Annotated in this window: 23 protein-coding genes; 13 read left to right on the forward strand and 10 right to left on the reverse strand. The window is 61.6% G+C overall.

From position 1 onward, the window contains the following. Window positions 1-174: 174 nt before the first annotated feature. Window positions 175-1,812 (reverse strand): response regulator transcription factor, encoded by a 1,638-nt coding sequence (locus tag DLM86_RS02590; protein WP_110838383.1) that lies wholly within the window; start codon window positions 1,810-1,812, stop codon window positions 175-177. Between the two features lie 113 nt (window positions 1,813-1,925). Further along, window positions 1,926-3,659 carry a cache domain-containing sensor histidine kinase gene (locus DLM86_RS02595; protein WP_110838384.1) on the reverse strand — a complete coding sequence of 578 codons (1,734 nt, stop codon included), beginning with the start codon at window positions 3,657-3,659 and terminating at the stop codon, window positions 1,926-1,928. 287 nt (window positions 3,660-3,946) lie between these two features. Here DLM86_RS02595 and DLM86_RS02600 point away from each other — a divergent pair, with 287 nt between their 5' ends. The 4 genes from DLM86_RS02600 (at window position 3,947) to DLM86_RS02615 (ending at window position 7,834) form a co-directional block, all read left to right on the forward strand. Continuing rightward, window positions 3,947-4,750 (forward strand): AraC family transcriptional regulator, encoded by an 804-nt coding sequence (locus DLM86_RS02600; RefSeq protein ID WP_110838385.1) that lies wholly within the window; start codon window positions 3,947-3,949, stop codon window positions 4,748-4,750. 105 nt (window positions 4,751-4,855) lie between these two features. Next, window positions 4,856-5,830 carry an ABC transporter substrate-binding protein gene (locus tag DLM86_RS02605; RefSeq protein ID WP_110838386.1) on the forward strand — a complete coding sequence of 325 codons (975 nt, stop codon included), beginning with the start codon at window positions 4,856-4,858 and terminating at the stop codon, window positions 5,828-5,830. A gap of 4 nt (window positions 5,831-5,834) precedes the next feature. Next, window positions 5,835-6,857, forward strand: coding sequence for a FecCD family ABC transporter permease (locus tag DLM86_RS02610; protein WP_110838387.1), 1,023 nt, complete (start codon window positions 5,835-5,837; stop codon window positions 6,855-6,857). Then, on the forward strand, window positions 6,854-7,834 hold the full coding sequence (locus DLM86_RS02615; protein WP_110838388.1) for a FecCD family ABC transporter permease: 981 nt from the start codon (window positions 6,854-6,856) through the stop codon (window positions 7,832-7,834). The genes DLM86_RS02610 and DLM86_RS02615 overlap by 4 nt, the downstream gene beginning before the upstream one ends. A gap of 48 nt (window positions 7,835-7,882) precedes the next feature. On the opposite strand, the gene DLM86_RS02620 is transcribed toward DLM86_RS02615, so the two are convergent. Further along, window positions 7,883-8,836, reverse strand: coding sequence for an NAD(P)/FAD-dependent oxidoreductase (locus DLM86_RS02620; protein ID WP_110838389.1), 954 nt, complete (start codon window positions 8,834-8,836; stop codon window positions 7,883-7,885). A 259-nt stretch (window positions 8,837-9,095) separates the two neighbouring features. Here DLM86_RS02620 and DLM86_RS02625 point away from each other — a divergent pair, with 259 nt between their 5' ends. Genes DLM86_RS02625 through DLM86_RS02635 form a run of 3 tightly spaced genes read left to right on the forward strand, consistent with a single transcriptional unit; the run spans window position 9,096 to window position 12,237 of the window. Further along, window positions 9,096-10,721, forward strand: coding sequence for a helix-turn-helix domain-containing protein (locus tag DLM86_RS02625; protein WP_110838390.1), 1,626 nt, complete (start codon window positions 9,096-9,098; stop codon window positions 10,719-10,721). Between the two features lie 5 nt (window positions 10,722-10,726). After that, on the forward strand, window positions 10,727-11,173 hold the full coding sequence (locus DLM86_RS02630; protein ID WP_110838391.1) for a hypothetical protein: 447 nt from the start codon (window positions 10,727-10,729) through the stop codon (window positions 11,171-11,173). Then, window positions 11,170-12,237: a phosphodiester glycosidase family protein gene (locus DLM86_RS02635; RefSeq protein WP_110838392.1), complete on the forward strand. Its 1,068-nt coding sequence runs from the start codon at window positions 11,170-11,172 to the stop codon at window positions 12,235-12,237. The genes DLM86_RS02630 and DLM86_RS02635 overlap by 4 nt, the downstream gene beginning before the upstream one ends. 286 nt (window positions 12,238-12,523) lie before the next feature. Here the strand turns inward: DLM86_RS02635 and hisS are convergent, their stop codons facing one another. From hisS to trmL, 3 genes are all read right to left on the reverse strand, one after another. After that, entirely contained in the window at window positions 12,524-13,873 is a 1,350-nt protein-coding gene (gene hisS / locus DLM86_RS02640; protein WP_110838393.1) for a histidine--tRNA ligase, read from the reverse strand. A 360-nt stretch (window positions 13,874-14,233) separates the two neighbouring features. Further along, the gene (locus DLM86_RS02645) at window positions 14,234-14,482 is read right to left on the reverse strand and encodes an AbrB/MazE/SpoVT family DNA-binding domain-containing protein (protein WP_110838394.1); all 249 of its coding nucleotides are present in this window, start codon (window positions 14,480-14,482) and stop codon (window positions 14,234-14,236) included. Between the two features lie 155 nt (window positions 14,483-14,637). After that, on the reverse strand, window positions 14,638-15,102 hold the full coding sequence (trmL, locus tag DLM86_RS02650) for a tRNA (uridine(34)/cytosine(34)/5-carboxymethylaminomethyluridine(34)-2'-O)-methyltransferase TrmL (RefSeq protein ID WP_110838395.1): 465 nt from the start codon (window positions 15,100-15,102) through the stop codon (window positions 14,638-14,640). 169 nt (window positions 15,103-15,271) lie between these two features. On the opposite strand from trmL, the gene DLM86_RS02655 reads away from it, so the two are divergent. Further along, window positions 15,272-15,985, forward strand: coding sequence for a response regulator transcription factor (locus DLM86_RS02655; RefSeq protein ID WP_110838396.1), 714 nt, complete (start codon window positions 15,272-15,274; stop codon window positions 15,983-15,985). 130 nt (window positions 15,986-16,115) lie between these two features. Here the strand turns inward: DLM86_RS02655 and DLM86_RS02660 are convergent, their stop codons facing one another. Together DLM86_RS02660 and DLM86_RS02665 are read right to left on the reverse strand one after the other, a co-directional pair. Continuing rightward, window positions 16,116-16,715 carry a TetR/AcrR family transcriptional regulator gene (locus DLM86_RS02660; RefSeq protein ID WP_110838397.1) on the reverse strand — a complete coding sequence of 200 codons (600 nt, stop codon included), beginning with the start codon at window positions 16,713-16,715 and terminating at the stop codon, window positions 16,116-16,118. 72 nt (window positions 16,716-16,787) lie between these two features. Further along, window positions 16,788-18,299: a DHA2 family efflux MFS transporter permease subunit gene (locus DLM86_RS02665; RefSeq protein ID WP_110838398.1), complete on the reverse strand. Its 1,512-nt coding sequence runs from the start codon at window positions 18,297-18,299 to the stop codon at window positions 16,788-16,790. 226 nt (window positions 18,300-18,525) lie between these two features. Between DLM86_RS02665 and DLM86_RS02670 the strand changes: the two genes are divergently transcribed. The 5 genes from DLM86_RS02670 to DLM86_RS02690 all read left to right on the forward strand — a co-directional run bounded on the left by DLM86_RS02670 (window position 18,526) and on the right by DLM86_RS02690 (window position 22,606). After that, window positions 18,526-19,140: a hypothetical protein gene (locus DLM86_RS02670; protein ID WP_110838399.1), complete on the forward strand. Its 615-nt coding sequence runs from the start codon at window positions 18,526-18,528 to the stop codon at window positions 19,138-19,140. Between the two features lie 135 nt (window positions 19,141-19,275). Continuing rightward, window positions 19,276-19,851, forward strand: coding sequence for an RNA polymerase sigma factor (locus DLM86_RS02675; RefSeq protein ID WP_110838400.1), 576 nt, complete (start codon window positions 19,276-19,278; stop codon window positions 19,849-19,851). After that, on the forward strand, window positions 19,823-20,653 hold the full coding sequence (locus DLM86_RS02680; RefSeq protein WP_110838401.1) for a hypothetical protein: 831 nt from the start codon (window positions 19,823-19,825) through the stop codon (window positions 20,651-20,653). The genes DLM86_RS02675 and DLM86_RS02680 overlap by 29 nt, the downstream gene beginning before the upstream one ends. Continuing rightward, the gene (locus DLM86_RS02685) at window positions 20,634-21,518 is read left to right on the forward strand and encodes an ABC transporter ATP-binding protein (RefSeq protein WP_110838402.1); all 885 of its coding nucleotides are present in this window, start codon (window positions 20,634-20,636) and stop codon (window positions 21,516-21,518) included. Before DLM86_RS02680 ends, DLM86_RS02685 begins: the two co-directional genes overlap by 20 nt. Next, window positions 21,506-22,606: a hypothetical protein gene (locus tag DLM86_RS02690; RefSeq protein WP_110838403.1), complete on the forward strand. Its 1,101-nt coding sequence runs from the start codon at window positions 21,506-21,508 to the stop codon at window positions 22,604-22,606. The genes DLM86_RS02685 and DLM86_RS02690 overlap by 13 nt, the downstream gene beginning before the upstream one ends. Before the next feature lie 46 nt (window positions 22,607-22,652). Here the strand turns inward: DLM86_RS02690 and DLM86_RS02695 are convergent, their stop codons facing one another. Both DLM86_RS02695 and DLM86_RS02700 read right to left on the reverse strand, forming a co-directional pair. Then, the gene (locus DLM86_RS02695; RefSeq protein ID WP_110838404.1) at window positions 22,653-23,633 is read right to left on the reverse strand and encodes an MraY family glycosyltransferase; all 981 of its coding nucleotides are present in this window, start codon (window positions 23,631-23,633) and stop codon (window positions 22,653-22,655) included. Window positions 23,634-23,710: 77 nt separating this feature from the next. Next, the gene (locus tag DLM86_RS02700; protein WP_110838405.1) at window positions 23,711-24,517 is read right to left on the reverse strand and encodes a VanW family protein; all 807 of its coding nucleotides are present in this window, start codon (window positions 24,515-24,517) and stop codon (window positions 23,711-23,713) included. Between the last annotated feature and the right edge of the window lie 28 nt (window positions 24,518-24,545).

Raw genomic sequence — 24,545 nt, forward strand, 5'->3', positions numbered from 1 at the left:
ATAGCGCTTTCCACCTCCGGATTCCCATGACCTGGATTCGCCGGTTCGTTCACATCGTTCGGCAGTATCGCGCCTGTCCGGATGAGGCGCGTTCGTGTCGCCGTCGCGGAGGTGGATTCGATTCGGCTCGATGTGGACTTTTTTCCGCGGGCATCGGGCGGGCATCCGCCACCCTCAGACGCCGTTCCGCTTCGGCTGCACGGCGCGGGTCCGGTATTCGGACGGCGCCAGCTCCGTATGGTTTTTGAACACCCGGCCGAAGTAGCGGAAGTCGGCGAAGCCGACCCGTTCGGCGATTTCCGTCATCGTCATATTCGTTTGCAGCATAAGCATTTTCGCCCGCTCGACGCGGATCTCGTTCAAATACCGGGTGAAGTTGCGGCCGGTTTCGGCCTTGAACAGCTCGGACAAGTACGTCTTGTTCACGTAGAAATGTTTCGCCGTCTGCTCGAGCGTAATTTTGTCCGCATATTGCTCGTTCAAGTAGGCGACGATGTCGCGGACGAGCTTCCGCCCGCTCTTCTCGTGCTTGCTCCGGAGAAACGCGATATAGTCGCCGCAGTACGCCGACAGGCGGCGCCTCGTCCGGTCCCGGTTCCAGCCGGCGTCGAACGACTCCTCGTCGAACGGCGGGAAGCGGCCCGCCTCGCCGCTCTCCAGCACGATCAGGTTGACGGCGGACACCGCCTTCGCCAAGCACGCCCGCGCCGCCTGCGGCGTGCACCGGTCCTCGCTCAGCATGGCGAACGCCTCGTCGACGGCCGCCGCCGTCTCCTCCTCCTTCGCGTAGGGGAGCGAGGCGGCGAGCCGCTTCCGCAGCGTCGCCGCGAACCGGTGCGACAGCGCCTCGTCCTCCTCCGGCGGCCGCTGCGGCCCGGGCTCCCCCGCGAAGACGATCCGCTCCGCCTCCGGCCGGAACACGCACCGGGCGGCCGCCCGCTTGGCCGCCTTGTAGGCGGCGATGAGCCGGTCGGCGGACTGCTCCGGCTCGCTTACGCCGAACCGGACGCCGAGCTTCAGGAACGTCTCCGCGCCGGCCGCGATGCGCATCAGCTTCGCGCTTACCCGCTCCTCGAACCGGCGGGCCGGCTCTTCCGCCCCCCGGTCGAAGACGAGGACGAACTCGTCCGGCTCCAGCTTGAAGAAGTCGAAGTCGCGCTCCTCCGCGGCGATTTCGCCGAGCATGTTGACGACGGAATAGCCGACGAGCAGCTTGCCGTCCGAGCCGTAGCGCGGCAGCGCCTCCCGCATGTTCAGCTCCATGACCGCGACCCCGTACCGGTCGAACGACGTCCGGACCGAGATCGATTTCGCCGTTTCGACGATTTCCCACGCCATATACATATGGGACAAAATGTCGCGAAAAAATCCTTCGATCTTGTACCGCTCCCCCGACGGGACGTGCGGCTGCATCCGCTTGTCCGCGCTGCGGCTGCCGATCATCTCCTGGATGACCCGGCCGATGCAGGCGGTCATATCCTCCGGCCGCACGGTCATCTTCAGCACGTAGTCGGACGCGCCGAGCATGAACGCCTCCTTCACGTACTCGAATTCATCGATGCAGCTGAGGACGATGAACCGGCAGTCCGGATTGCGCTCCTTCGCCCGCTTGATCAGCTCGATGCCGTCCATGACCGGCATTTTGATGTCCGTGACGATCAGGTCGGGCCGCCACTCGTCCCAGCGGTCGAGCACCTCTTGGCCGTGGAACGCCTCCTCGACGCGCGTCGCGTTCAGCGCGCCCCAGTCGACCGAATGCTTGATGCCGTAGCGGACGATCGCTTCGTCGTCGACGATGACGATAGTGAACATAACATCCCCCCAAAAAGTGACGTGATCCTCCGCTGCCTATTCCGATTCCTTTCCGGGGACCCCGAAACCTTTCCCCCAAAAAGTGACGTGATCCTTCCGTACCCGGCTTGCGCCTAATCCGCCTGCTTGTCCGGCCCGCCCGTTCCGGGGAACGACTTGGGCAGACGAAGCGTCACGACGGTGCCCTCGCCCTTCGCGCTGCGCATCGACAGTCCGTACCGCTCGCCGAAAAACAGCTTGATCCGCTTGTCCACGTTCGTCAGGCCGACCCGCTCCCGCGCCCCCGACGGTCCGTGGAGGTCGACATCGTCCGTGCCGACGCCGTCGTCGGAGACGGTGACGACGACTTCGTGATCCGTCTCCTTCGCCGCGACGCGGATGCGCCCCGGGCCGTTCTTCGGCAGCATGCCGTGGAAGATCGCGTTTTCGACGATCGGCTGGATCGTCAGCTTCGCGATCGGCCGGTCGTACACCGCCTCGTCGATGTCGTACTCGACCTCGAACTTGCCGCCGTGCACGAGCGATTGGATATGGACGTACTGCTTCAGGTAGCCCGTCTCCTCCCAGATCGTCACGATCGGCTGGTCGAGCCGGAAGGCGCCTACGAGAATTTCGTTCATCGACGTAATCATGTCGAACACCGGCTCGCTTCGCCCCATCCGGGCCAGCCAGCGAACATGGTTCAACGTATTATATATGAAGTGCGGGTTGATCTGCGACTGCAGCGCCCGCAGCTCCGCCTTCCGCTGCCGCTCGCGCTCGAGCTCGATATGGTCGAGCGAATCCTGCAAGCGGCGGATCATCCGGTTGAAGCTGGCGACGAGGAAGCCGACCTCGTCCTTCCATTCCTTCTTCGTCCGGTACGGGACGAGCGCCTCGTTGCTCACCGTGCGCATGAACAGCGACAGCCGGACGATCGGGCGCAAAAACCGGTACGACAGCAGAAAGCCGAACCCGATCGAGACGACAAGCATGACGAAGCTGATCAGGGCGAGCGTGCTGCGGATCGCCGATACGTCCTTGAGCAGCGCCTTCTCCGGGATGACGGCCGCGATCGTCAGCGGGGCGTCGCGGTCGCCGCCGGCGCGGATGTACAGGTGGCCGTCGTCGGCCGACCGGCTCGCCGCTTGCGCGTCGAGCGACCCGAGCTTCTCCGCGAAAGGAGCGGCGCCGGAATCGGAGCTGTAGACGAGCCGCAAATTCCGGTCGAGAATGAGGATGCGCTCGTCATACTTCTGCACGTCCTTCTCGACGATTTTGGCGATCCGGTCGGCGCGCACCGTGACGATCACTTCGCCCTCCACTTGATTGCGCTGCATGTTTTTCACCTTCCGCCCGACGAACAGCACCTCCTCGCCGGACCGCGCCGTATTCAGAATGAAGTCCGGCGTGCCGACCGGAGAGACGACCAGCTCGCCGTCGCTCGCCTTGATCCGCTGGAAAATGTCCGATTGAAGCAGCTTCTCGTGGTCGATCGACGACGTTCCCGCCACCTGCAAATAATTGTTGACGACGAATACGTCGCTGATGAAATCGCGCCCGGTCATGAACGTATCGAACGAGGCGCGCATCTCGTACCGGCTCACGTTGTCCGCGAGTCTCGCCGTCAAATCTTGGTCGAAAAATTGCGAAATCGTCAAATAATCGATATCCTGCATGTAAAAATCGAGCTCGTTGTTCATCGACCGGATATAATCCTGGGCGTAGTACATCGTATTTTTTTTGATCAGCGAGCCGGTCAGCGCACTTCCCGCCAGCGTCACGAACAGCAGAATGATACCGTTTGCAACAAAAAAATAAAGCGCCAGCCGCACCGCCATATTGCGGCTCGGCAGCCATTTCCCCATCGGCCCCCACCCCAGTCGCCGCGGCCTTTCGCATCGTAAGCGCTTGCCGCGTCATGCCCTTATTGTAACGGCAAAACGGCGCCCCCCGCCAGAGGGACGCCATGGAAACGGCCCGAGCCATGCGCTCGCGGGCCAAATATCCGCGCCGCCGACAACCCCGGTGCGCTTGCCCCGCGACAGACGCCGCCGCGTTCTTCCATCCGCTCCCCGCTTGTAATATGACTGGGCCTGTGTCAAACTTATTCGTGATTCCATACGGCCCTCATCATAAGAAAGGGATGGCGTTCATGTATTTCAAGCAGCTTCTCGCGGCAATCCCGCTGTTCGAGCGGATCGAATTGCGCCGGGATTCCGGTACCGTCGATTGTCCGGCGAACGTGTACGCGTTGATCGCGGTACGGAGCGGCCATATTACGATCGCTCCCCCGGACCGCGAGCCGGTCGTTTGCGTGCAAGGCTATGCGTGCCACCCCGACTTCGGCCCGTACACGATCCAGATCCCGAAAACGAAACAAGCCGAATACGCCGTCGTCTATTATCGCATGGCCGCGGAATGCGGCGATTGGACGCTGACGGGGCCGCTTGCGACGATGAGCGAGGTTAAAATCCGCTATATGCTGGACGAGCTGATCCGCACGACCGAAGACGACCACTCGGGCTCCGAGGATGAACAGGCGGCCCGGCAATTTCGGATGCGCATGATGTTGGAGCGAATGTTATACATTTTCCTGTACGAATCCCGGATGAGGCAGGCGGACAAATCGTCGGTCGAATCGATCGGCGAGACGCTCTCTTACATGAACGAGCATTACATGCTGAAGCTGACGCTGCCGATGATGGCCCGGCGTGCCGGCATGAGCGAAGGACACTACACCGTGCTGTTCAAAAAGCTGACCGGCACTACGATGACAGCCTATTTGCGCCGGCTGCGCATCGAGAAAGCGATGGAGATATTCCGGCAAACCGCGCTGCCGGCCAAAGAGATCGCGCAAACGGTCGGATTTTCCGACTACTTCCATTTCAGCCGCGTCTTCAAGCAAGAAACGGGGCGGTCGCCGAGCGAATTCCAGAAGAGCTTATCGGAAATCTAAAAATATAACATGCCGAATCTAAAAATTGGACATGTTCCCCGCAAACGGATGAAGCTACAATACTACTGATTGATAATAATAATCATTTTCAGGGGGAACATGTACATGCAGCATCGATGGAACCGCGCACTCGGCTTGTTTTTATTCCTCGTCTTGGCGATAAATCTTACCGCTTGCAGCCCGTCCGCGGGAGGCTCTTCCGAATCCGTAAAAGGCGGTGGACCCGCTCCGGCACAAGCTCCGGCCCCGGGTGGCGGCGGCATAACGGTACAGGACGCGCAAGGCACCTTGGAGCTCCCGAAGAAGCCGGAACGCATCGTCGCGATGGAGTTCAGTTTCACCGACATGCTCGTCACGCTCGGCGTCGTACCGGTCGGTGTCGCCGACGACGGCAGTCCGGAGCTGTTTATGGATTCGGTCAAAAGCCGGCTGGCGACCTACACCTCCGTCGGCTCCCGCTACGAGCCGAACATCGAGCTGATCAGCTCGCTGAAGCCCGATCTCATCATCGTCGACATCAACAAGCATAAAAACGCGCTCAAACCATTGAAGGCGATCGCCCCGGTTCTCGTACTCGACGATTTTCAGGCCGATTACGACCAGATGCTCCGCAATTACGGCATTGTGGCGAAGGCGGTCGGCAAAGAAGAGGAAGCGAAAAAACGTCTCGCCGAGCACGAAACGATCATGAACGAAGCGAAGCAAAAAATAAGCAAGACGAAGCTGACCGTTTTGCCGGCCGTCGTCAACCCGAAAGGTTTTTACGCCCATTCCGACCATTCCTACTCCGGTTCGCTGCTGGCCAAGCTCGGCTTCACCGACCCGGTCAAGCACGAGACGGCTTATCCGCAGCTGACGCTGGAGCAGCTCGTCGAAACGAATCCGCAGGTGCTGTTCCTGATGCCGACCGAGAAGGAAACGATCGTGAATCAATGGCAGTCGAATCCGCTGTGGAACAAAATCGACGCCGTCGCGGCCAAAAAAGTGTTTACCGTGGAGCGGCGCGACTGGTCGCTATCCCGCGGACTGCTCGGCTCGGAGAAGATGGCGGCCGATATCGTGAAAGTGTTGGGAGAGTAACCGAATGGGAACTATCGTCCGACAGGAGAGGCGGAGCCGGGCGCCGTTTCCGCTCCTCCCGATCGGCTTATCGGCAGCGCTATTGGCGTTCGGGCTCGTGTGCAGCTTGAAATGGGGACAGGCGCCCGTCTCTTGGCGCACGCTGTACGAGGCGCTAACGTATCAGGGCACCGGCAAAGCTCATCTGTATATCCAAACGCTCCGTCTGCCCCGCGCGCTGACGGCCTGCATCGTCGGGACGATGCTCGCGCTATCCGGACTGCTGGCGCAGCTGGCGACGAAAAATCCGCTCGCTTCCCCGCACATTTTCGGCATCAACGCCGGGGCGTCGCTTGCCGTCGTCATCGGACTCGTCGTCTCGGACCGCTTCTCGGCGACGGCATCGACGTTGTTCGCCTTCGTCGGAGCGGCGGCAGGCGCCCTCCTGATCGGGTCGCTCGCCCGCGGCGGAAGCCGGCAGCACGTTCGGCTGGCGCTCGCGGGCATTACGATTCATTTCCTGCTGTCGTCCTTGACCGAAGGGATCGTTATTTTGAATCAGCATTCGACGGATAGCGTGTTGTTTTGGCTGGTCGGCTCGGTCAGTCAGGCGGAATGGCTAGAAGTGCGGACGATTTTGCCGTTTTTCGCGGGAAGCCTGCTCGTCTTCGCCTTCATGCTGCCCTCGTTCCGGCTGCTGCTCGTCGAGGACGAGCTTGCGGCCGGGCTGGGTCAGCGGGTCGCCGTCGTCCGAGCCGTCAGCGTGCTGCTCGTGGTCGTCATGGCCGGATCGGCGGTGGCGATCTGCGGACCGATCGGCTTCGTCTGCCTGATCGTCCCTCATATCGCCCGCATGCTCGTCGGCGGCAGCTTGTACGTTCTCGCTCCGCTGACCGCGCTTCTCGGAGGCGTCATGCTCGTGTATGCCGACTTCGCCAGCCGGTTTATCGCCTTCCCGTTCGAATCGCCGGTCGGGATCGTGACGTCGGCTCTAGGCGCGCCGTTCTTCGTCTATTTGGCCCGCCGAAAAGGCGGTGCGGGGCGATGAAGAAGGCGCTTACGCTGCCCGTCGCATTCGTCGCGATGATCGTTTTGGCCGTGCTGTCCGTTCGAGCGGGAGCCGTTTCCGTTTCGTTCCGCGACATCGGCGCGATTATGCTGCAACAGGACAGCCCGTTTCAGTTTATCGTCGTTCACGTTCGGCTGCCGCGGGTCGTCGTCGCCATTTTGGCCGGGTCCGGACTGGCCGTCGGGGGCGTCATCCTGCAAAGCCTGGTGCGAAACCCGCTGGCCAGTCCGGACGTGATCGGCATGACGAAAGGCGCCGGCTTCGCAGCCGCCGCCGTCATCTACTTGTTCCCCGGCTCTCCGGGCTATGTGCTGCCCGCCGCCGCATTCGCCGGGGCGCTCGGTGCGTTCGGCCTGCTGGCGCTGCTCAGCCGAAGGCTCTCCCTAAGCCCGGCCGCACTGGCGCTCGTCGGCATCGCCGTCGGAGCCGTATTCCAGGCCGGCATCCAATATCTAATCGTCCGCCATCCGGCCGATCTCAATATGGCGCTGCTATGGCTTTCCGGAAGCTTGTGGGGACGCGGCTGGGCGGATGCGCTTTCGCTTCTGCCGTGGCTCGCCGTTCTGCTGCCCGTCGCTTGGCTGAACAGTGCGAAGCTGGACATTTTCCGGCTCGGGGACGAGACGGGCGCCTCGCTCGGAATCGGCGTCGTACGCCAGCGGTTCTGGCTCATGCTGCTCGCCGTCGCATTGGCCGGCATCTCCGTATCCGCGGTCGGCGCAATCGGCTTCGTCGGCCTGCTCGCTCCGCATATCGCCCGCAGCTTGGTCGGCGGCCGCCACCGGCTGCTTATGCCGCTCGCTTTGCTCATCGGAGCCGATCTGATGCTGCTCGGCGACGGGATCGGCCGAATCGTCGCGATTCCGCGCGAAGTGCCGGTCGGTATTATGGCGGCCGTCATCGGCGCCCCTTACTTCGTCTATTTGCTGCGCAAGGAACGCCGCCTGGGCCGTTGACCCGCACGCACGCGGAAAAGCCCCGAAGCGGCCATCGGAAAAGAGCCGTTACACGCCGCTTCCGGCCGCAGTCGGCCTCGCTTCCGCCGGGGCTTCTTCGCCCATCCGCAGCAGCGCCTTGTGCATCCAGATCGCCGCCTGAATCCCTTCGCCCATCGCGATCGCCACCTGCTCCGAATGGACGCCGACATCGCCGGCCGCCCACAAGTTCGGCACGGTCGTCATCTTCGTCCGCGCGTCGGTCATGATATGACCGTTCTCGTGGCGCTCCGCGCCGAGCTGGCCGGCCAGCCCGGACCGCACCTCATTGCCGCCGAAGGCGATAAAGCCGCGATCCGCCCAAATGTCGCCGCCGCCGGCCAGCTTCACGCCCTGAAACTCGCCGTCGTTCGATTCGAGCACGTCCGCGATCGCCTCGTTGACGACGACGATGTCGCGCTCGCGCAGCTTCTTCGCCAAATCCGGACGGATCGGCTGCCGTTCGTGGTTGACGAAGACGAGGTCGGCCGTCATCGCCGACAAGACCATCGCCATTCCCGCCCCGGTGTCCCCCGAGCCCATCACGATCGTCTTCCGGTTGCGCACCTCGTGTCCGTCGCAATCCGGGCAGACGTACACCGTTTTCCCGAGACACGGCACGAGACCCGGCAAATCGGGGAACCGGTCGACGATGCCGGTCGCGAGCAGCACCGTCTTCGCCTCGTATGCGCCGCCGTCGCGGCCGACCAGCTCGAACGTGTCGCCGCGTCGCGATGCGCTCACGATCTCGTCCTTCACGAATCGGACGCCCGTCCGCTCCGCGTGCGTCCGGCCGAGCCGGCGCAGCTCGTCGCCGGAAATGCCGTCCGGCCATCCGAGCACGTTATGATACGAACGGCACAGCGTGGAGCGCCCGTCCGCCTTGTCCGCGACGAGCGCCGAATGGCCGTAACGGCCGATTTGAATGGCGGCTTGCAAGCCGGCGATGCCGCCGCCCACGATCAAGCAATCGTAAACCGTCATGATGTCCCTCCTTTTCACCGGCGCCTCGATTCGACTATCTTCGCTAGTTTTGTCTCCTCGCCCGAAACTCATTCCGCCGTCACCTCCCTCATTCTGGCATTTTTCTTATAGAATTGGTAAAATGGTAGAAATGCGTCGAATCGCTTTCGACATACGCCCCCAATGGCGGTTCCCATTGTCGAACTTGTATGATAAAATGACAACGCCGTCTAACCCGCCCTGATTGGAATTCCAAATCAAGTAAAGGACGGAGCCCATCATGATCGCTTTAATCGCTGTTCATGAACGGCGGCTGCGCAAAAAAATACGGTCTTCGGCGGATTGGGCCGAAGCCGGCTTCGAAGACGTCATCGAAGCGGAGAACGAGCCGGCCGCGCTCGCCGCCATGCGCAAGCACAAACCGGAGCTGCTTATCGCCGACTGGGGCTTGTTCGGGGACGAAAGTCCCGAATCGCTCGGCCGGCTGCAAGCCGTCGTTCCGTCGTGCAAAACGATCGTCGTCACCGATTCCCGGGACAAAAGCCGGCTGCGCGAAGCGGTGAAATGGGGCGTAAGCGACCTATTGCTGCTGCCGTTCGACCGCAAGCAGCTGAACGAATCGGTGCGGAACGCCGCCGAGCTATGGAAGCGCGACGAACGAAGCCGCGTCCGCGACCGGGACCGGACCGTCGAGGTCGACCGGATGAAGCGGCTGTACCGGGACAAGCTGCTGTCGGACCTGCTGTCCGATGCGTCCCGGAACGATACCGTCACGTCCGCGCTCGCCCGCGAATTTCCCGAGCTTCACGAAGCCCGGTCGTACCGGATCGCCATTCTCAGTCTCGATACGATAAGTCTTTCGGTGCGCGATAAATTCGCCTTCCAGACGGACTTGTTGTTTTTTTCTTTATTAAACGTTTGCGGCGACTTTTTGCAGGTTGACAGCGCCGGCATCGCCTTCCGTCCTTGGAACAGCGACCGCGAGCTCGTGCTGCTGCTGACGAACCGGCCGGAGAACGCCGTGCCGCTCCTGTCCGCGATGCACAAGGCGATCGAGCGGCAGCTCGAAACCCGGATCGACATCGGCATCGGCACGACGGTCCGCTCGACGGAGCAGCTCCCGCAATCTTACAAGGAAGCGGCGCAGGCGCTGCGCAAGCGCAATCTGCTCGAGGAAGGCGGATGGATTCACCAATACGACGGCAGCGAGAAGCCGACGGCGGACAAGCTGCATTTCGCCGACTTCGAGGAGGACGTCCGGCTCGCCGTCCGAAGCGGCAAGCCGGAACGAATCCGGGCCGCCGTCAGCTCGTGGATTCAGGCGGTCCGGAAGCTGGACCGGATTACGGTCGACCAGGTCGAGCTGTGGCGTCACGAATACAACGTCGTCAAGGAACGGTGGCAGCAGTTTTTTTTCCAGGACGGGACGACGCCGAGCTTGCAGCTGCCTTCGGAGAAAAGCGCCTTCCTCGTCCCGATGGACGACCGGGGCAAGCTGTCGATCACGCTCTGGCAGACCGAATTGACGGAGAGCCTGCTGCGGCTCGCCAAGCGTCTGGAAGACCGCCCCTCCTCCCGAGGCGGCGTGGCGATGAGCGAGGTGGAGTCGTATTTGCGCCACAACTATCATCGCGATTTGACGCTGCAGGATATCGCCGACCGGTTTTATTTGAGCCGCGAGCATATTTCTAGAAAATTTAAGCAACATTTCGGCGAAAATTTCGTCGATACATTATGTCGAATCCGGTTGGACAAGGCGTGCGCGCTGCTGTCGAACCCGCAGCTGAAAATCGCCGAGGTCGCCCAGCTTGTCGGCTACCAGGACGAAAAATATTTCAGCAAAGTGTTCAAGAAGCGCAAAGGCTTGTCGCCGAACGCTTTTCGGAAATTGTCGAAATTGAGGTGAACCGCATGAGTACGCCGATCGAAGCGAACGCCAACCCGCCCGTCGCCTCCGCACGAAGCGCCAAGTCGGCCAAATCCGTCAAAACGTCGAAAAAATCGTACTTGATCTTCTTCTTCAGCTGGTTTCTATTGATCGCCACCGGCGTGTTGGGCACGATGCTGTATACGGAGCATTTGAAAACCCGGCTGAGCGAGCAGCTGGCGAGCCAAACCGAGGCGCAGCTGCAGGCGATGCAGGCGCAATACCAGCAGCAGCTCGACCAGCTGAAGGCGAGCGTCACGACCGACATCGCCAACCTGCAGACGAAGGTCGACTCGTTCAACGAGCTGCTCGCCTTCACGAAGGACAGCGCCAATACGAAAACCGACAACAGCAACCAGCTGTACACCCAGCTCGCGGAAGTGAAGAAGAAGCTGGACGAATTGAAGCAAAACCTGGATGTGTTGAAATGACGGTACGCGAAATCAACCGGTTTTTCCTTCTGGCGTGCGCCCCGTTCATCGGGCTGTTCCTTTGGCTCGCCGCGGCCGGCTTCACGTTGGACATGCCGGCCGTCGACTTCGTGCCGAAGCTGGAGCCGTTCGCCGTCTCCGAGCAGGCGAAGCCGGTCGAGCAAGGGCTCGAGCAGGCGAAGGCGAACGCTGCCGCCACCCGGAGCACGGTGGAGAAGTTTTACCAGCTGTACGAGCAAAGCTCGAAGGATATGGCGTCGATGCTGGCGCAAGCGACCGCCCAAGCGGCCCGCCCGGCGCAAATATTCGACAACCGGATCGCCGCCGTGCTCGGCAAGCCGACCCGGACCGTGTCCTCGGCCAACATCGATATGCGCCTGTACCAGTTCTCGGACCCGAACTACAAAGGCTACGCGCTGAAAGTCGATTTGAAGTCGGACAAAGCGATGAAGATGGTGCTCGGCAAAGACAAGGTCGGCGGCTCCGAGACGACGCTCGCCGCGGCGAACCGGTACGGCGCGATCGCCGGAATCAACGCCGGCGGGTTCGCCGACGGGGACGACGGCAAGCGGTATCCGCTCAGCACGACGGTGCTCGGCGGGAAGTACGTTTACGGCTTCGAGCCGTCGTTCGAAAACTTGGCGTTCGTCGGGCTCAGTACCGACCGCAAGCTGATCGGCGGCAAATTTTCGCGGCAGGAGGATCTGGACAAGCTGAAGCCGTCCTTCGGCGCGACGTTCGTCCCGATTCTGCTCAAGGGCGGCGTCAAGCAGCAAATTCCGTCGCAATGGCTCAACTCGCCGCGCCGCGCGCCGCGTACCGTCGTCGGCAACTTCGGCAACGACCAGCTCATCTTCCTCGTCGCGGACGGCTACGACGAGCGCGGAGGCTCGGGCGCCACGCTGCCCGAGATGCAGGACAAGCTGTCCGCCATGCGCGTCGTCGACGCGTACAACTTGGACGGCGGCGGCTCCTCGTCTCTCGTCTTCGAGGGCAAGACGATCAACCATCCTTCGGACGGCCGGCTCCGCCCGCTGCCGACGCACTTTTTGTTTTTCAAGTAACGAGCCCGCGTCATATTTTGTTCACATATTCGTCCGTTTTCTTTTTCCGGCCTTTTGGGTATAATAGCCTTAGTTTGTTTCGGAATCCTACTGGAGGTGCACCTCGACATGTCCATTTTCGCTTCTAGCACGTTCTGGCTTGTCATGGTCGTATTTACGCTTTTCGTCACTGCGATCTGCACGGCTTCTTATAACGAAGATAAAACCAAAGGGCTGTAATACGCCATCATCGACGAGCGGCCGCTCGTTCCGTACTTCGCGTACGGGACGGAGCGGCTTTTGGCGTTTATCGGGGGTCTGTGGGTCTATCGAAGCCCTCTTCGTTCAAGCTTCCTTTCGTCGCCCGTTCGACCCGATACAGCGCGCATTCGGCGGAAACGTCCGTCTCTTCGCCCGTCGTCAAATCCTTCAGCCGGACGCGGCCGGCCGCCGCCTCGTCCTCGCCGACGATGACGACGAACCGGACGCCCTGGGCGGACGCCGCGGCGAGGGCGCGCTTCAGCTTCCGGCCCGCGCTTTCGATGCCCGCACGCACGCCGGCGCTGCGGAACAGCGCCGCCGCCCGCAGCGTGTCGGCCAACGTATCGCCGAGCGGGACGAACCGGACGGCGGGACGCTCGTCCCGGGTGCCCCGTTCGCGGTACAGCTCGAGAATGGCGTCCAAGCCGAATGAGAGCCCGACCGCGGGAACGGCCCCTTCCCCGTCCGCGGCCAGCGTGCCGATCATCGCGTCGTACCGCCCTCCGCTCGCGACGCTGGAACGGAGCGAGCCGTCGGCCGCGAACCATTCATAGACGGTCCCGGTATAGAACGACAGCCCTCGCGATAAGAACGGATCGAACGCGCATACTTCGTCCAGTCCGACGGCATCGATCAGTTTCTCCAGCCGCCGCACCTCCCGCGTTCCCGGCGTATCCGCCAGCCCGTATCGCCGCACGAGGCTCTCGAAGTCCGCCGCTCCGCCGTTCCCGTTCCCGTAGGCGCTCTCGATCCAAGCGGCGATACGCCCGATCGTCTCGCCCGCCAGCCCGATGCCGCCAAGCTCGGCCGCCACGTCGTCCGCGCCGATCTTGTCCAGCTTATCCAGCGCCAGCATGACGGCCGGCGCGTCCGCTTCATCCACGCCGAGGCGCGACAGCAGCTCGCCGAGAAACCGGCGGTTGTTCCACCGGCAGACGGCGCCGATGCCGAGCTCGCGGAAGGCGCCGGCCGCCAGCAGCATCAGCTCCGCTTCCGCCTCGGGCCCTTCGACGCCGGCCACGTCCGCGTCGCACTGGGTAAACTCGCGCAGCCGCCCGCGCTTCACCGGCCCGTCCCGGAACACTTTGCCGATCTCGTACCGGCGGTACGGCCTCGGCAAGCCGGGGGTCGCGGCGACGACTTTGGCGAACGGCACGGTCAGGTCGTACCGCAAGCCGAGCTGACGGCCGCCCTGGTCCGACAGGACGTACATCTCCTTTACGATCTCTTCGCCTCCCGCGTACTTGGACGTAAGCAGCGTCCGCTCGTTCAGGACGGGCGTCTCCATCGGCTCGAAGTCGTACAGCGCGAACTGCCTCTCCAGCACGCCGCGGATCCGGTTGCGCAGCCGTTGCTCCTCGCCCCGGTAATCGGTCGTTCCTTTTACGTTTCCCATGTGCAGCGCTCCTTTTCGAATCGAATAGAAAATAAAAAACGCGCCGGACCTCTTGGTCCCGCGCGCTTCGTATGCCGCAGGGAGGCCAACGCGAACAGCGCCAGCCCGCCCCGATGTTTTCGAAAGGCGTGCTAACGCTTCGTGCGATGATGAAGTTGTGCGAACGGACCGAATCGACTCACGGCGTCCGCCTCCTTCTTCTGCGTAATTGGTGTTTATTATAGCCGACTTGAATCCGCCGCGCAACCGGACTTTCCTATGCAAAAGAAAAAAACATTGCCGGCCGACACGCCTGCAATGCTTCGGTTGAAAACGTCCCGATCGGTTCCCGCGAGCCTTGCAACCGCATGCGTGAAGCGGTTACAATCGCACCTGCGTCATCTCTCTCAAGCAATTCGTGCAAATATGCTTCTCTCTGTACTCCGTTACCCCGTTCATGTCTCCGCAAAACACGCATTTGGGGCGATACCGCTCCAGCAAGATATGATCGCCGGATACCAGAATTTCCACGGGGTCCCCTTCGTTCATCCGGTATCGCTTGCGCAGCGATTTGGGCAGGACGATGCGGCCCAGTTGGTCCACCTTCCGTACGACGCCTGCAGGTCTCATCTCGACTCACCTCGCTTTTTTCCATGAAAGTAGCCGGTTTCCACGCATATGTTCCACTTCCAACATTATGAATTCGCCGGATTTCTACAAATTCCTGCAAGGAAAAAAGCGTTTTCGTCAACTCGACCGCGTAATGTTGGCGTTGCGGCTTCCCTTTATGTCAGCCCCAGGAAGCCGTTCTGGCGAAGCCCCTCGAACAGGACGATCGCCGCCGAATTGGACAGGTTGAGCGATCGGACCGCGTCCGTCATCGGCATCCGGATGCACGTCTCCCGGTTGGCCTCGATGAGTTCCGGCGGCAGCCCTTTCGTTTCTTTGCCGAATACGAACACGTCGCCGTCCTCGTAGCGGAATTCCGTATAAAGCCGCTGCGCCTTCGTCGTCGCGAAGAAAAACCGGCGGTCCGCCAAGGCGGCGCGCAGCTCCCCGAACGAATCGTAATAGTTCACGTCGACCGAATGCCAATAATCGAGCCCGGCCCGCTTGAGCGTCTTGTCGTCCGTGCGGAAGCCGAGCGGGCGGACGAGATGGAGCGGCGTACCGGTAGCGGCGCACGTGCGGGCGATATTGCCGGTGTTGGCGGGAATTTCGGGTTCGACCAGTACGATATGGAAAGACACGTTAAACGTTCACCTCGCTGATGTTGTAGCGCCTCGTCTTGTCTTGCACGTTACCCATTATACATGAACCGGGACGAAAATTTTAACATCCAGTTTACGAAACATTAATCTTGTCATGATCTACGGAGGCGATAATAGGACCATATGATTCGCAGGAAGGGAGACGACGATGAACAAGAAGAAAATTTTGGTCGTAGACGACGAACCTTCGATCTCCATGCTCATCGATTTCAACCTCAAATTGGTCGGTTACGACGTACAGTGCGTATACGACGGGGAAGCCGTCTTTGATGTCATTCCGCAATTTCGTCCCGATTTGATCGTGCTCGACCTGATGCTCCCGAAGCTGGACGGCATCCAGGTATGCAAGCGGCTGCGCGAGCAGAACAATCTCGTGCCGATCATCATGCTGACGGCGCTGCAGGATTTGTCGGACAAAATCGCCGGGCTCGACAACGGCGCGGACGATTATATGACGAAGCCGTTCAGCCCGCAGGAGCTCATCTCGCGCATCCAGGCGATTATGCGCCGCACGGGCGCCCTGCCGACGGCCGAGCCGGAATCGATGCAAATCGGCCCGATCCGCATTTTGCCCGAACAGCGCGAAGTGACGCTGAACGGCGAATCGATCGAGCTGACGCCGAAGGAGTTCGAGCTGCTCTTGTTTTTGTGCAAGCACCGCGGCAAAGTGCTGAGCCGCCAGCAGCTGCTGCACGGCGTATGGGACTATCACTTCATCGGCGACACGCGCATCGTCGACGTCCATATCAGCCATCTGCGCGACAAAATCGAGAAAAACGCCCGCAATCCGGAATATATCGTTACGATCCGCAACGTCGGCTACAAGCTGACCGAGCCGGTCGTGAAGGAATCGCTGGCGTAAACGCGGCATCGTCCGGCCGATTATCCGGCCGGAGGGCGATAAACGGGAAAGCCGGGGGCTCTTACGGGAGTCCCCCGGCTTGTTCGCGTTCGGAGCGCGTTCCCGGGCGAAGCCGCCCCGGCGAATGCCGTTACAGCCGGAAGCTGCTCTCGAGATGCTCCAGCGCCTCGTCGATCGTATCGATATAATCGGCTTCCGGATGCTCGGAGCAGAACAGATGCGACGAGATGACCGTTCCGGTAATGGCGCCGGCGTAGGTCAGCACCGACAAGTCGCTGCCGCTTCGCCCGAGCCGGCCGCCGATCAACTCGGCGAGCATGCCGACGGACTGCGTCGTATTGTTCAGCATCGCCGCCCGCAGCTCGGGATACGCCATCGTGAGCGACATCCGCTCCCGGATCGCGCGCCGTTCCTCGTCCGGGATGAGCGCGGCGCTCGTCTTGATCGCCTCGCGGAACGCCCGGATCGGGGTCAGCTCCGGCGGCTGGGCCCGGAACGCTTCGATCAGCATCGGGTCGAAATCGTCCTCCGTGACGAGCGCTTCCTTCGTCGGGAAATACCGGAATAGTGTGCTCGGCGATACGTCGGACGCGTCGGCGATCTGCTCGATCGTCGTCTCGTGGTAGCCCTGCTCGCGGAACAGCCGCAGCGCGTTTTGCTGAATCGTCGATTTCGTCTTTGCTTTTTTTCGTTCGCGAAGCCCGGGCTTCGTTCGGTCGTCTGCGGTCACATGCCACGCCTCCCGCTCGCTATGACTGGTGGTTGTATCCAGTGTACCGTATTTCCCGGGCTTCGGACAACGTTACAGGCCGATCTCCTTCGATGCGCCGGCAGCGGAGGAACCGTTCGGCAAAAACGCCAGCGCCAGCAGCATGCCGACGACGGCGATCCCCCCGCATATCCACAGCATCATCCCCATCCCGTGCACGAACGACTCCCGGACGGAGGCGAGCAGCGGCTCCGCCGCCGCCCGCCGCGCGACGGCCAGACCGGCGGCGGCGCTTTGGCGGACCGTCTGCGCGATCGATTCGGGCAGCCCGGTTACGTCCACGCTCCCGCGATAGCTCGCGTTCAACGCGGCGCCGAGCAGCGCCACCCCGAACGAGCCTCCGACCTGGCGCATCGCCATGATAAGAGCCGAGCCGACGCCGCTTCGCTCCGCGGACAGCTCGCCCAGCGCGGCGTCCATCGTGGTCGGCATCGCCAAGCCGAGGCCGATGCCGGCCGCCGTCATCCAGAGAGCGGCGAAGCCGTAGCCGCTGTCCGTCCCCGTCGCGGCTCCCGCCGCCAGCGCGGCCGCCAGCGCGAGAAAGCCGGTCGCGGCGACGAGCTTGGCCCCCATCTTCGGAATTAGGCCGTCCGCCGATTTCGCCCCGACGATCAGCCCGCCGATCAGCGGCAGCAGCCGCAGTCCGGTGCCGAGTGCATCGGCCCCCTGCACCGCTTGAAAATATTGCGGCATCGCGAACAGCAAGCCGAAAATCGCGAACGATACCGTCGTCGCGAGGATCGTCCCCCACGTAAACCGGGCCGAACGAAACAGCGACAGATCGACCAGACCATGGGCGGTCCGGCGCTGCCAAAGGACAAATACGGCGAGCACCGCTACACCCGCCGCCATCGAGGCGAGCGCGGCCGTATCGGACCAGCCGCGCTCGCCGGCGCGGATGACGCCGTACGTGACGGCGACGAGACCGAGGCTCGACGTCAGCACGCCGAAGACGTCCATGCGCGAACGGGCTTGGCTGCGGGATTCCGGCATGAGCGCGCCTACGGCGACGATCGCAATCGCGATGAGGGGCACGTTGATCAGGAATACCGCCCCCCACTCGTAATGCTTCAGCAGCCAGCCGCCGGCGATCGGGCCGAGCGGGATGCCGAGCATGTTCGCCGAAGCCCATACCATCATCGCCTTCGTCCGCTCCGCCCCTTCGAACAGGACGGGGAGAATGGACATCGAGAGCGGGATGAGGAACGCCGCCCCGAGCCCGAGGAAGGCGCGCATCGCGATCAGCATATCGGGCGTGCCGGAATAGGCGCATGCGGCCGAAGCCGCACCGAACAGGGCGAGGGCGACGAGCAGCAGCCTCTTGCGGCCGAACCGGTCGCCCAGCATGCCGGCCGGGAGCAGAACGGCGGCCAGCACGAGATTGTACGAGTCGACGATCCATTGCAGCTCGCTCGTCGAGGCGGCCAATTCGGTCGCCAGCGTCGGCAGCGCCACGTTCAAAATCGTCATGTCGAGCCCGACCGCGAGCAGGCCGAAGCTGAGGGCGCCGAGCACCCACCATTTGCGCGTATCGTTCGTACGCATCGAGCATTCCACCTTTCGAACCGTTAAACGGTCAATATAGTGGAAGTTTATATAAAATGAAAGTAACTGTCAAGTTATATTGAATGTCATAATTTATCGTGAAAACGTACCGATAGATTTCCTCCGATCCGTCGGACGGTTGTAGTACACTAAGAAAAACGTCTCCCGACAGCAGGTTAAACCCGACCTGCCGGGAGAACCCATCCCTTGCAAGGAGTGAAGCCGAATGGCATGGAGCGAGCTGCGCAGAATACCGAATGCCTACAATGACGAAATCCGGCAAATCGACGAGACGATGATTTCGCTTCTCGTCGAACGGAGAACGAAAACCGGGGGAAAACGGTTTTTCCCCGAGCCCGACGTACTGGAGCAATGGAGCGAGCGGTTCGGATTGGACGCCGCGCAGCTCGGCCTGCTGCTCCATCTTTGGAACGAAGGCGCCCGTCCGGCCGTCCCGTCCGACAAGGGGGCGCTGCTCGGCGTGCTGCCCCTCATGAAGAAAACGTGCGCCGACGGCTGCGAGTACGTGCTCACCCACGCCATGCAGTTCGAGCACGTCAGTGTCGTCGAGCTCGATATCGCGATCGACCGGACGGGGACGGACGCGGAGCGGCTGCATTTGAAGCCGCAGCTCCAGCTCGTCGTACTCGGCGATCGCGAATACTCCGTCTCGCGGCAAGGCGCGCGCGGAGGCGGGGGAACGGCGCACCTGACGTTCCGCGTCTCGCCTCCCCTGCCCGACCCGATCGGGGACGTCCGTTTCACGCTCGTGCCGATGGCGATGCAGCTTCATTCGGAGCCGAAGGAGCTGGTGCTGGACAAGCAGGTCGACTTCGGCTGAGCTTGTTCCGCCCCTGCCGCCACGACCGTCCCGACCTTGCGCCGGGGCGGTCGTTTCCGTTTGGTAACCGAAAAGAATAAGTCGGTTTCAATCTTTTTCCGTCCGATTTCGTCTTAAAGAATCGAGGTGGTCCACATGCCCGACGATCGGGAGCTGATCGAAGAAATCGCGAACGGGAGCCAAGCCGCGATGGAGGTGTTGACGAGACGGCATTACAAGTCGGTTTACGCGTTCGTGTACCGCAAAGTCGGAGACAAGGAAACCGCGTACGATTTGACCCAAGACATCTTTATCAAAGTCATCCGGAGCATCGGGTCGTATTCGGGCAAAGGAAGCTTCCGAAGCTGGCTGTTCTCGATCGCCGTCAACCATTGCCGCGACTACTGGGGAAGCGCGGACTACAGGCAAGCCGCCCGCCGATCCGAGCTGCTTCCCGACACCTTGGAGAGCGAGCAGAAAAGCGTCCCTTACATTTTCGAACGGAAAGAGACGAGAGAACGCATCGTATCGGCCGTGAACAGCCTGCCCGAGCGCCAGAGGGAGGCGCTGATCCTGAAATATTTCCACCAGATGAAAATCAAAGACATCGCCGAAGCGACCGGAGCCGGCGTGCCGACCGTGAAATCGAGGCTGAAGCAGGGACTCGAGAAAATCGCCAAGCTGTGGGAGAAAGGTGAGGAAGATGAGCAGCGAAAAACGAAGAAGCGTTAGGGCCTATTACGATCCGGATGCCGATCGGGAGCTGGACGAGCTCCTCCGGAGGTCGGAGGATGCGCTGGACGAATACGACGTGGAGTATCCGGACGAAGCCGATATGATGCGGACGATCGACGCGCTTCGGCCGTACGTCCCGGCCAAGGAAAGCTTGCGCCAAAGCGCCGCCTCCTCTCCCCTGTCCTCCTTGTGGAAGCGGGCTTTGCACGAAATGGCGTACATGAGCGCGGCGTTTTGGGTCCCGAACGCGCTGCTGTTCCTCATCGGACTCGCCGCCGTCTTCGCAGCCGAACTCAATCCGTACGCGGTCATGCTGCTGCTGGCGCCGATTCCGACCGTTAGCGGCTTATGGGAAGTATGGAAAAGCGGTTATAAAGGGATGGCCGAGCTCGAGATGTCGTTCAAGTACAGCTTACAGGAAATCGTCCTGGCGAAAATGATCGGAATCGGCGCGTTCAATCTGGCGATGAACATCGTGCTAACGTGCGGATTTACTTTCATCGTGCCCGGCGTTTGGTTGTGGAAATTGATTTTGTACTGGATTACGCCGTTCGCGGTCATCGCAGCCGTCTCCTTCACGGCCGCGAGCCGGTTCCGGCGCGGATATGCGGTGACGGCGGGGCTGTCGGCTTGGGTCGCGACGGGCGGTCTGCTCGGGCAAACCCGCTTCGTCGAACGGCTCGAAAGCGTTCCTCCGGCCGTCTATGCGGCGATCGCCCTTCTGGCCGCAATCGTGCTCGCCGTCCAGATCAACCGCATGTACAAAGGGGGTGTCGCTTATGAGGTTGACTATCGATAACGTGTCCAAAACGTTCGGAAGCCGCCGCGCCTTGATCGGCATCGATTCGGAAATGACGCCGGGCGTATACGGCATATTGGGGGCGAACGGCTCCGGGAAAACGACGCTGATGCGCATCTTGGCCGGCGTCATGAAGCCGAGCTCGGGCTGCGTGCGGCTCGACGGCCAGCCGATCGACCGGCTGAACGAGCGATACCGGGAGCGGATCGGCTATTTGCCGCAGCATGCGGGCCTGTACGACGGCTTCTCCGCCGAGAAATTTCTGAGCTATATCGCCGCCCTCAAAGGGCTGTCGAAAGCGGAGACGCCGCGAAAGGTCGACGAAGCGCTCGAGCTCGTCGGACTGCGCGATTACCGCAAGCAAAAGGTCGGCTCCTTCTCCGGAGGCATGAAGCGGCGCGTCGGCATCGCGCAGGCGCTGCTGAACGACCCGGACATCCTGATCGTGGACGAGCCGACGGCGGGGCTCGACCCGAAGGAACGAATCCGGTTCCGCAACCTGCTCTCCCGAATATCCGACGACCGGATCGTCCTGCTGTCCACGCATATCGTATCCGATATCGAGCTGATCGCCAATGAAATCGTCGTCCTGAAGGAAGGCCGTCTGCTGGCGAAGGAGACGCCGCTTCAATTGCTGCGAAGCTTGGAACGCCGCGTATGGTCGGCCGTCGTCGACGAGCCGGACATGATCCGGCTCCAATCCGGGTACAAGGTCGGATCGATCGTCCGCGTCGAGAACCGGTTCCGACTGAGGCTGATCGGCGATTCGAAGCCTCACGAAGCCGCCGTTCCCGAGACGCCGAGCTTGGAGGATTTGTACTTGTCTATATTCGACGAGGAGGGCGACGCATCGTGCGGCTGCTGACCTACGAATTGTACAAAACGTTCCGGCCGGCCGTCGTGCTCGTCTCGTTGGCCGTCCTGCTGACCATGTCCGCTTTCGCCCTGGGTTACCCGTTTTCGGCCGAATCCGAGAAACGGGCGTACGACGAATGGGGAGGGCCGCTGACCGAGGAAAAAGTCCGAAAGGCGGGTGACGAGGCCGCCGAACTGTTGCGAAAGCGCGGGCGGGACGACGAGAGCGTTCTCTCCGAGAGCGAGCTTCTCCGGTTAAGCGTATACCGGCACATCGCGCTGGCGCAATCGCTCGAACGCGACACCGCGGACCGGCTCCGCGAGCTCGAGGTCGATACCGGCAAGGCGGCCGGCCTGGAGAAACGCATGCGGGAACGAATCGGACCGCCATCGATCGCCTACCATACGGGTCCGGCCCAGACGGTCGGCTTCGTCGAATTCGGCTCGTACGTCGTCCTCGGGGCGATGGTGCTGATCGGATTGGCTCCGATGTATACGAGGGAGTACGCCTCCGGCGTCGATCATTATTTGTTAAGCTCGAAAAAAGGCAGGGGAGCCGCGGTTTGGGCCAAGCTGGGCGCTTCGCTGCTGTACACGGCCATCGTCGTCGCCGTATGGGAAGCGTTCAACGTCGTCTGGAACGTTGTCCGGCACGGCCGTGAAGGCTGGGATACGCCGATCCAGCTGCTGATGCAGCATAGCGAGGTGCCGTATGCCGATTCGCCGTACGCGCTCACGCTGCTTCAATACCATTTCATTCAGCTGGCGGTTCATTTGGCGGGAGCGATCGGCTTCTCGATCTTCGTCGTGCTCGTCTCCTCCGTCTGCCGAAGCTCGCTGGTTTCGTTCGTCGTCAGCGGTGCCGTGTTCGCCGTGCCGATCTTTCTGGAGCATGCGCCATGGTTCGCCGCGATCAAGCCGTTCACGTATTCCTCGATGCTGCGGGTCCAATTTTTATTCGACGGCTTCAAAGCGGTCCCCCTGTTCGGGTATCCGGTGCTGTACCCCGTCTTCGCCGTAATTCTGATCATCGTCACGACCTTGCTGTGCGTCGCGGCGCTTTTCCGGATCATGAAGCAGAAGGAAGCGGCCGCGTAATTCGCGCTCATGCAAAAAAAAGCCGCGTTTCCGCGGCTTTTCCCCTTTACACGTTCAATAAAAGCAAAATGATCGACATCATGCTGAAGCAGACGTTGACGAGCCATAAAAACGCGACGACCTGCTTCGGCTTCATGCCCGTGGACAGCAGCCGGTAATGCGCCTGGCTGGCGTCGGCCTGATAAATCGGCTTGCCTTGGCGGAGCCGGCGGAAGACGACGAACAGGTTGTCGAAGATCGGCACGCCGAGCGCCAGGATCGGGATGAACAGCGACAGGACGGTCGCCTGCTTGAACGCTCCGTCGAGCGCGATTACGCCGAGGATGAAGCCGAAAAATGTCGCGCCCGCATCGCCCATGAACACTTTGGCCGGCGCCTTGTTGTAGCGCAAGTAACCGATCGCGATCGCGACGACGATGATCGCCATCATGGCCGAGCCGGACTGGCCCTTCGCCATGGCGACGATGAACAGCGTGCCCGCGGATATCGCGGACAGTCCCCCGGCAAGCCCGTCCATGCCGTCGGAGAAGTTGATGACGGTCGTGACGCCGAATATCCACGTGACGGTCAGCACCAGCTGCAGCCACTCCGGCAAAATCACTTCCTGCCCCGTAAACGGATTGGAAAAGCCGTAAAACACGATGCCCGATTTGTACACGATATAAGCGGCGGCCACTTGGACGACGAATTTGGGCAGCGCCGGAAATTCTTTGCGGTGCGTCTTGTACCAGTCGTCGACGGTGCCGATGGCGAGCACGAGGAACGAGCCGGCCAAAATCGCCGCGGTCTGGGCGAGGTCCTCGCGGACGAACAGCAGAAACGAAACGACGAAGCCGATGAAGATCGCGATGCCGGCCGTCAGCGGGATCGGCTCGCGATGAATTTTGCGCTCGCTGTCCTCGCGGGGCTTGTCCACGAAGCCGATGCGGAAGGCGAGCTTCCGAAGCGGCGGGATGAGCGCGTAGACGATGACGAAAGCGACGATAAACGACAGGACGTACTGGATACGGTTCCCCTCCCGAATCATAACGCCATTTCGTTTCATGACGTTAACGGTTTACAGCGTCAATTCCAAGTATAGCAAACGAAAGCGGTTCCGGCCAATCAATCGCCGGGCTCCCGCAGAAGCGGATCGTACATCATGATCGCGCGGTTTTCCGTCACGTACTCGTCCGCCACGCATTCTCCCGCCGCATTGTACGCCTTGCGGCCTATCGTATTGTGGCGTACGTATTTCCCCCACGGCTCGAGCGTAATCGCATGGTCCTTCTCGTATATCTCGTATCGGTACGGGGGCGCGATATCCGTCCGCCATTCCCCGCTCAAGTGCGTTTCGTCGAGCACGAGCCGCAGCTGATACGGCCGATCCGTCGGATTATGGATCTGCAAATCGATATAATTAAAGGAGCACGTCGCTCCGCTGCCGAACGGCTGCGTCCGCGACGCGTCCGGGAACACGTCGTAGCTGTGGCGATGCCGTTCGACGACGCGAAGCGGCGTATGGAGCGTCATCCAATAGATGAGGTTGGACAGCTGACACAGCCCTCCTCCGACGCCGGACCGGAACGTGCCGTAGAACAGCACCATCCCTTCGAGATAGCCTTTCCGGCGCGTCGGCTTGCCGATCAGCCTCCAGTACGAGAACGTCTCGCCCGGGCGGACGACGATGCCGTCGAGCCGCTTCAACGCGATGGACAGGTTGTGCGCTTTGTTGCGCTGCATCCACATGTCGACGTCGCGCAGCCGCCGGTAGATGGGGGTGCTGTGGCGAAACACGACGCAGGGCAGCGGAACGCTCTCCCGCACGGAGGCGTAGCTCCGCGCGCTGCGCCACCATTCGGCGTACCGCCGCAGCCGGTAATATCGCGCGCCGAGCCATATGCGCAAGGGCGATCTCGGTATCGGCTTCATCGGACATCCCTCCGGCTATTCCGCTTCG

This window comes from Paenibacillus flagellatus (genome assembly GCF_003217775.1).
GTDB classification, from domain to species: domain Bacteria; phylum Bacillota; class Bacilli; order Paenibacillales; family NBRC-103111; genus Paenibacillus_AB; species Paenibacillus_AB flagellatus.

Excerpts from the sequence above, each read along its gene's own strand:
- DLM86_RS02615 (WP_110838388.1), top strand. The coding sequence starts at position 6,854 with ATGAAGAAGGCGCTTACGCTGCCCGTCGCATTCGTCGCGATGATCGTT.
- hisS (WP_110838393.1), bottom strand. The coding sequence starts at position 13,873 with ATGGGAAACGTAAAAGGAACGACCGATTACCGGGGCGAGGAGCAACGG.
- DLM86_RS02680 (WP_110838401.1), top strand. The coding sequence starts at position 19,823 with ATGAGCAGCGAAAAACGAAGAAGCGTTAGGGCCTATTACGATCCGGAT.
- DLM86_RS02620 (WP_110838389.1), bottom strand. The coding sequence starts at position 8,836 with ATGACGGTTTACGATTGCTTGATCGTGGGCGGCGGCATCGCCGGCTTG.
- DLM86_RS02625 (WP_110838390.1), top strand. The coding sequence starts at position 9,096 with ATGATCGCTTTAATCGCTGTTCATGAACGGCGGCTGCGCAAAAAAATA.
- DLM86_RS02655 (WP_110838396.1), top strand. The coding sequence starts at position 15,272 with ATGAACAAGAAGAAAATTTTGGTCGTAGACGACGAACCTTCGATCTCC.
- DLM86_RS02605 (WP_110838386.1), top strand. The coding sequence starts at position 4,856 with ATGCAGCATCGATGGAACCGCGCACTCGGCTTGTTTTTATTCCTCGTC.
- DLM86_RS02630 (WP_110838391.1), top strand. The coding sequence starts at position 10,727 with ATGAGTACGCCGATCGAAGCGAACGCCAACCCGCCCGTCGCCTCCGCA.
- DLM86_RS02645 (WP_110838394.1), bottom strand. The coding sequence starts at position 14,482 with ATGAGACCTGCAGGCGTCGTACGGAAGGTGGACCAACTGGGCCGCATC.
- DLM86_RS02675 (WP_110838400.1), top strand. The coding sequence starts at position 19,276 with ATGCCCGACGATCGGGAGCTGATCGAAGAAATCGCGAACGGGAGCCAA.
- DLM86_RS02695 (WP_110838404.1), bottom strand. The coding sequence starts at position 23,633 with ATGATTCGGGAGGGGAACCGTATCCAGTACGTCCTGTCGTTTATCGTC.
- DLM86_RS02635 (WP_110838392.1), top strand. The coding sequence starts at position 11,170 with ATGACGGTACGCGAAATCAACCGGTTTTTCCTTCTGGCGTGCGCCCCG.
- DLM86_RS02700 (WP_110838405.1), bottom strand. The coding sequence starts at position 24,517 with ATGAAGCCGATACCGAGATCGCCCTTGCGCATATGGCTCGGCGCGCGA.
- DLM86_RS02595 (WP_110838384.1), bottom strand. The coding sequence starts at position 3,659 with ATGGGGAAATGGCTGCCGAGCCGCAATATGGCGGTGCGGCTGGCGCTT.
- DLM86_RS02590 (WP_110838383.1), bottom strand. The coding sequence starts at position 1,812 with ATGTTCACTATCGTCATCGTCGACGACGAAGCGATCGTCCGCTACGGC.
- DLM86_RS02665 (WP_110838398.1), bottom strand. The coding sequence starts at position 18,299 with ATGCGTACGAACGATACGCGCAAATGGTGGGTGCTCGGCGCCCTCAGC.
- DLM86_RS02610 (WP_110838387.1), top strand. The coding sequence starts at position 5,835 with ATGGGAACTATCGTCCGACAGGAGAGGCGGAGCCGGGCGCCGTTTCCG.
- DLM86_RS02670 (WP_110838399.1), top strand. The coding sequence starts at position 18,526 with ATGGCATGGAGCGAGCTGCGCAGAATACCGAATGCCTACAATGACGAA.
- DLM86_RS02685 (WP_110838402.1), top strand. The coding sequence starts at position 20,634 with ATGAGGTTGACTATCGATAACGTGTCCAAAACGTTCGGAAGCCGCCGC.
- DLM86_RS02600 (WP_110838385.1), top strand. The coding sequence starts at position 3,947 with ATGTATTTCAAGCAGCTTCTCGCGGCAATCCCGCTGTTCGAGCGGATC.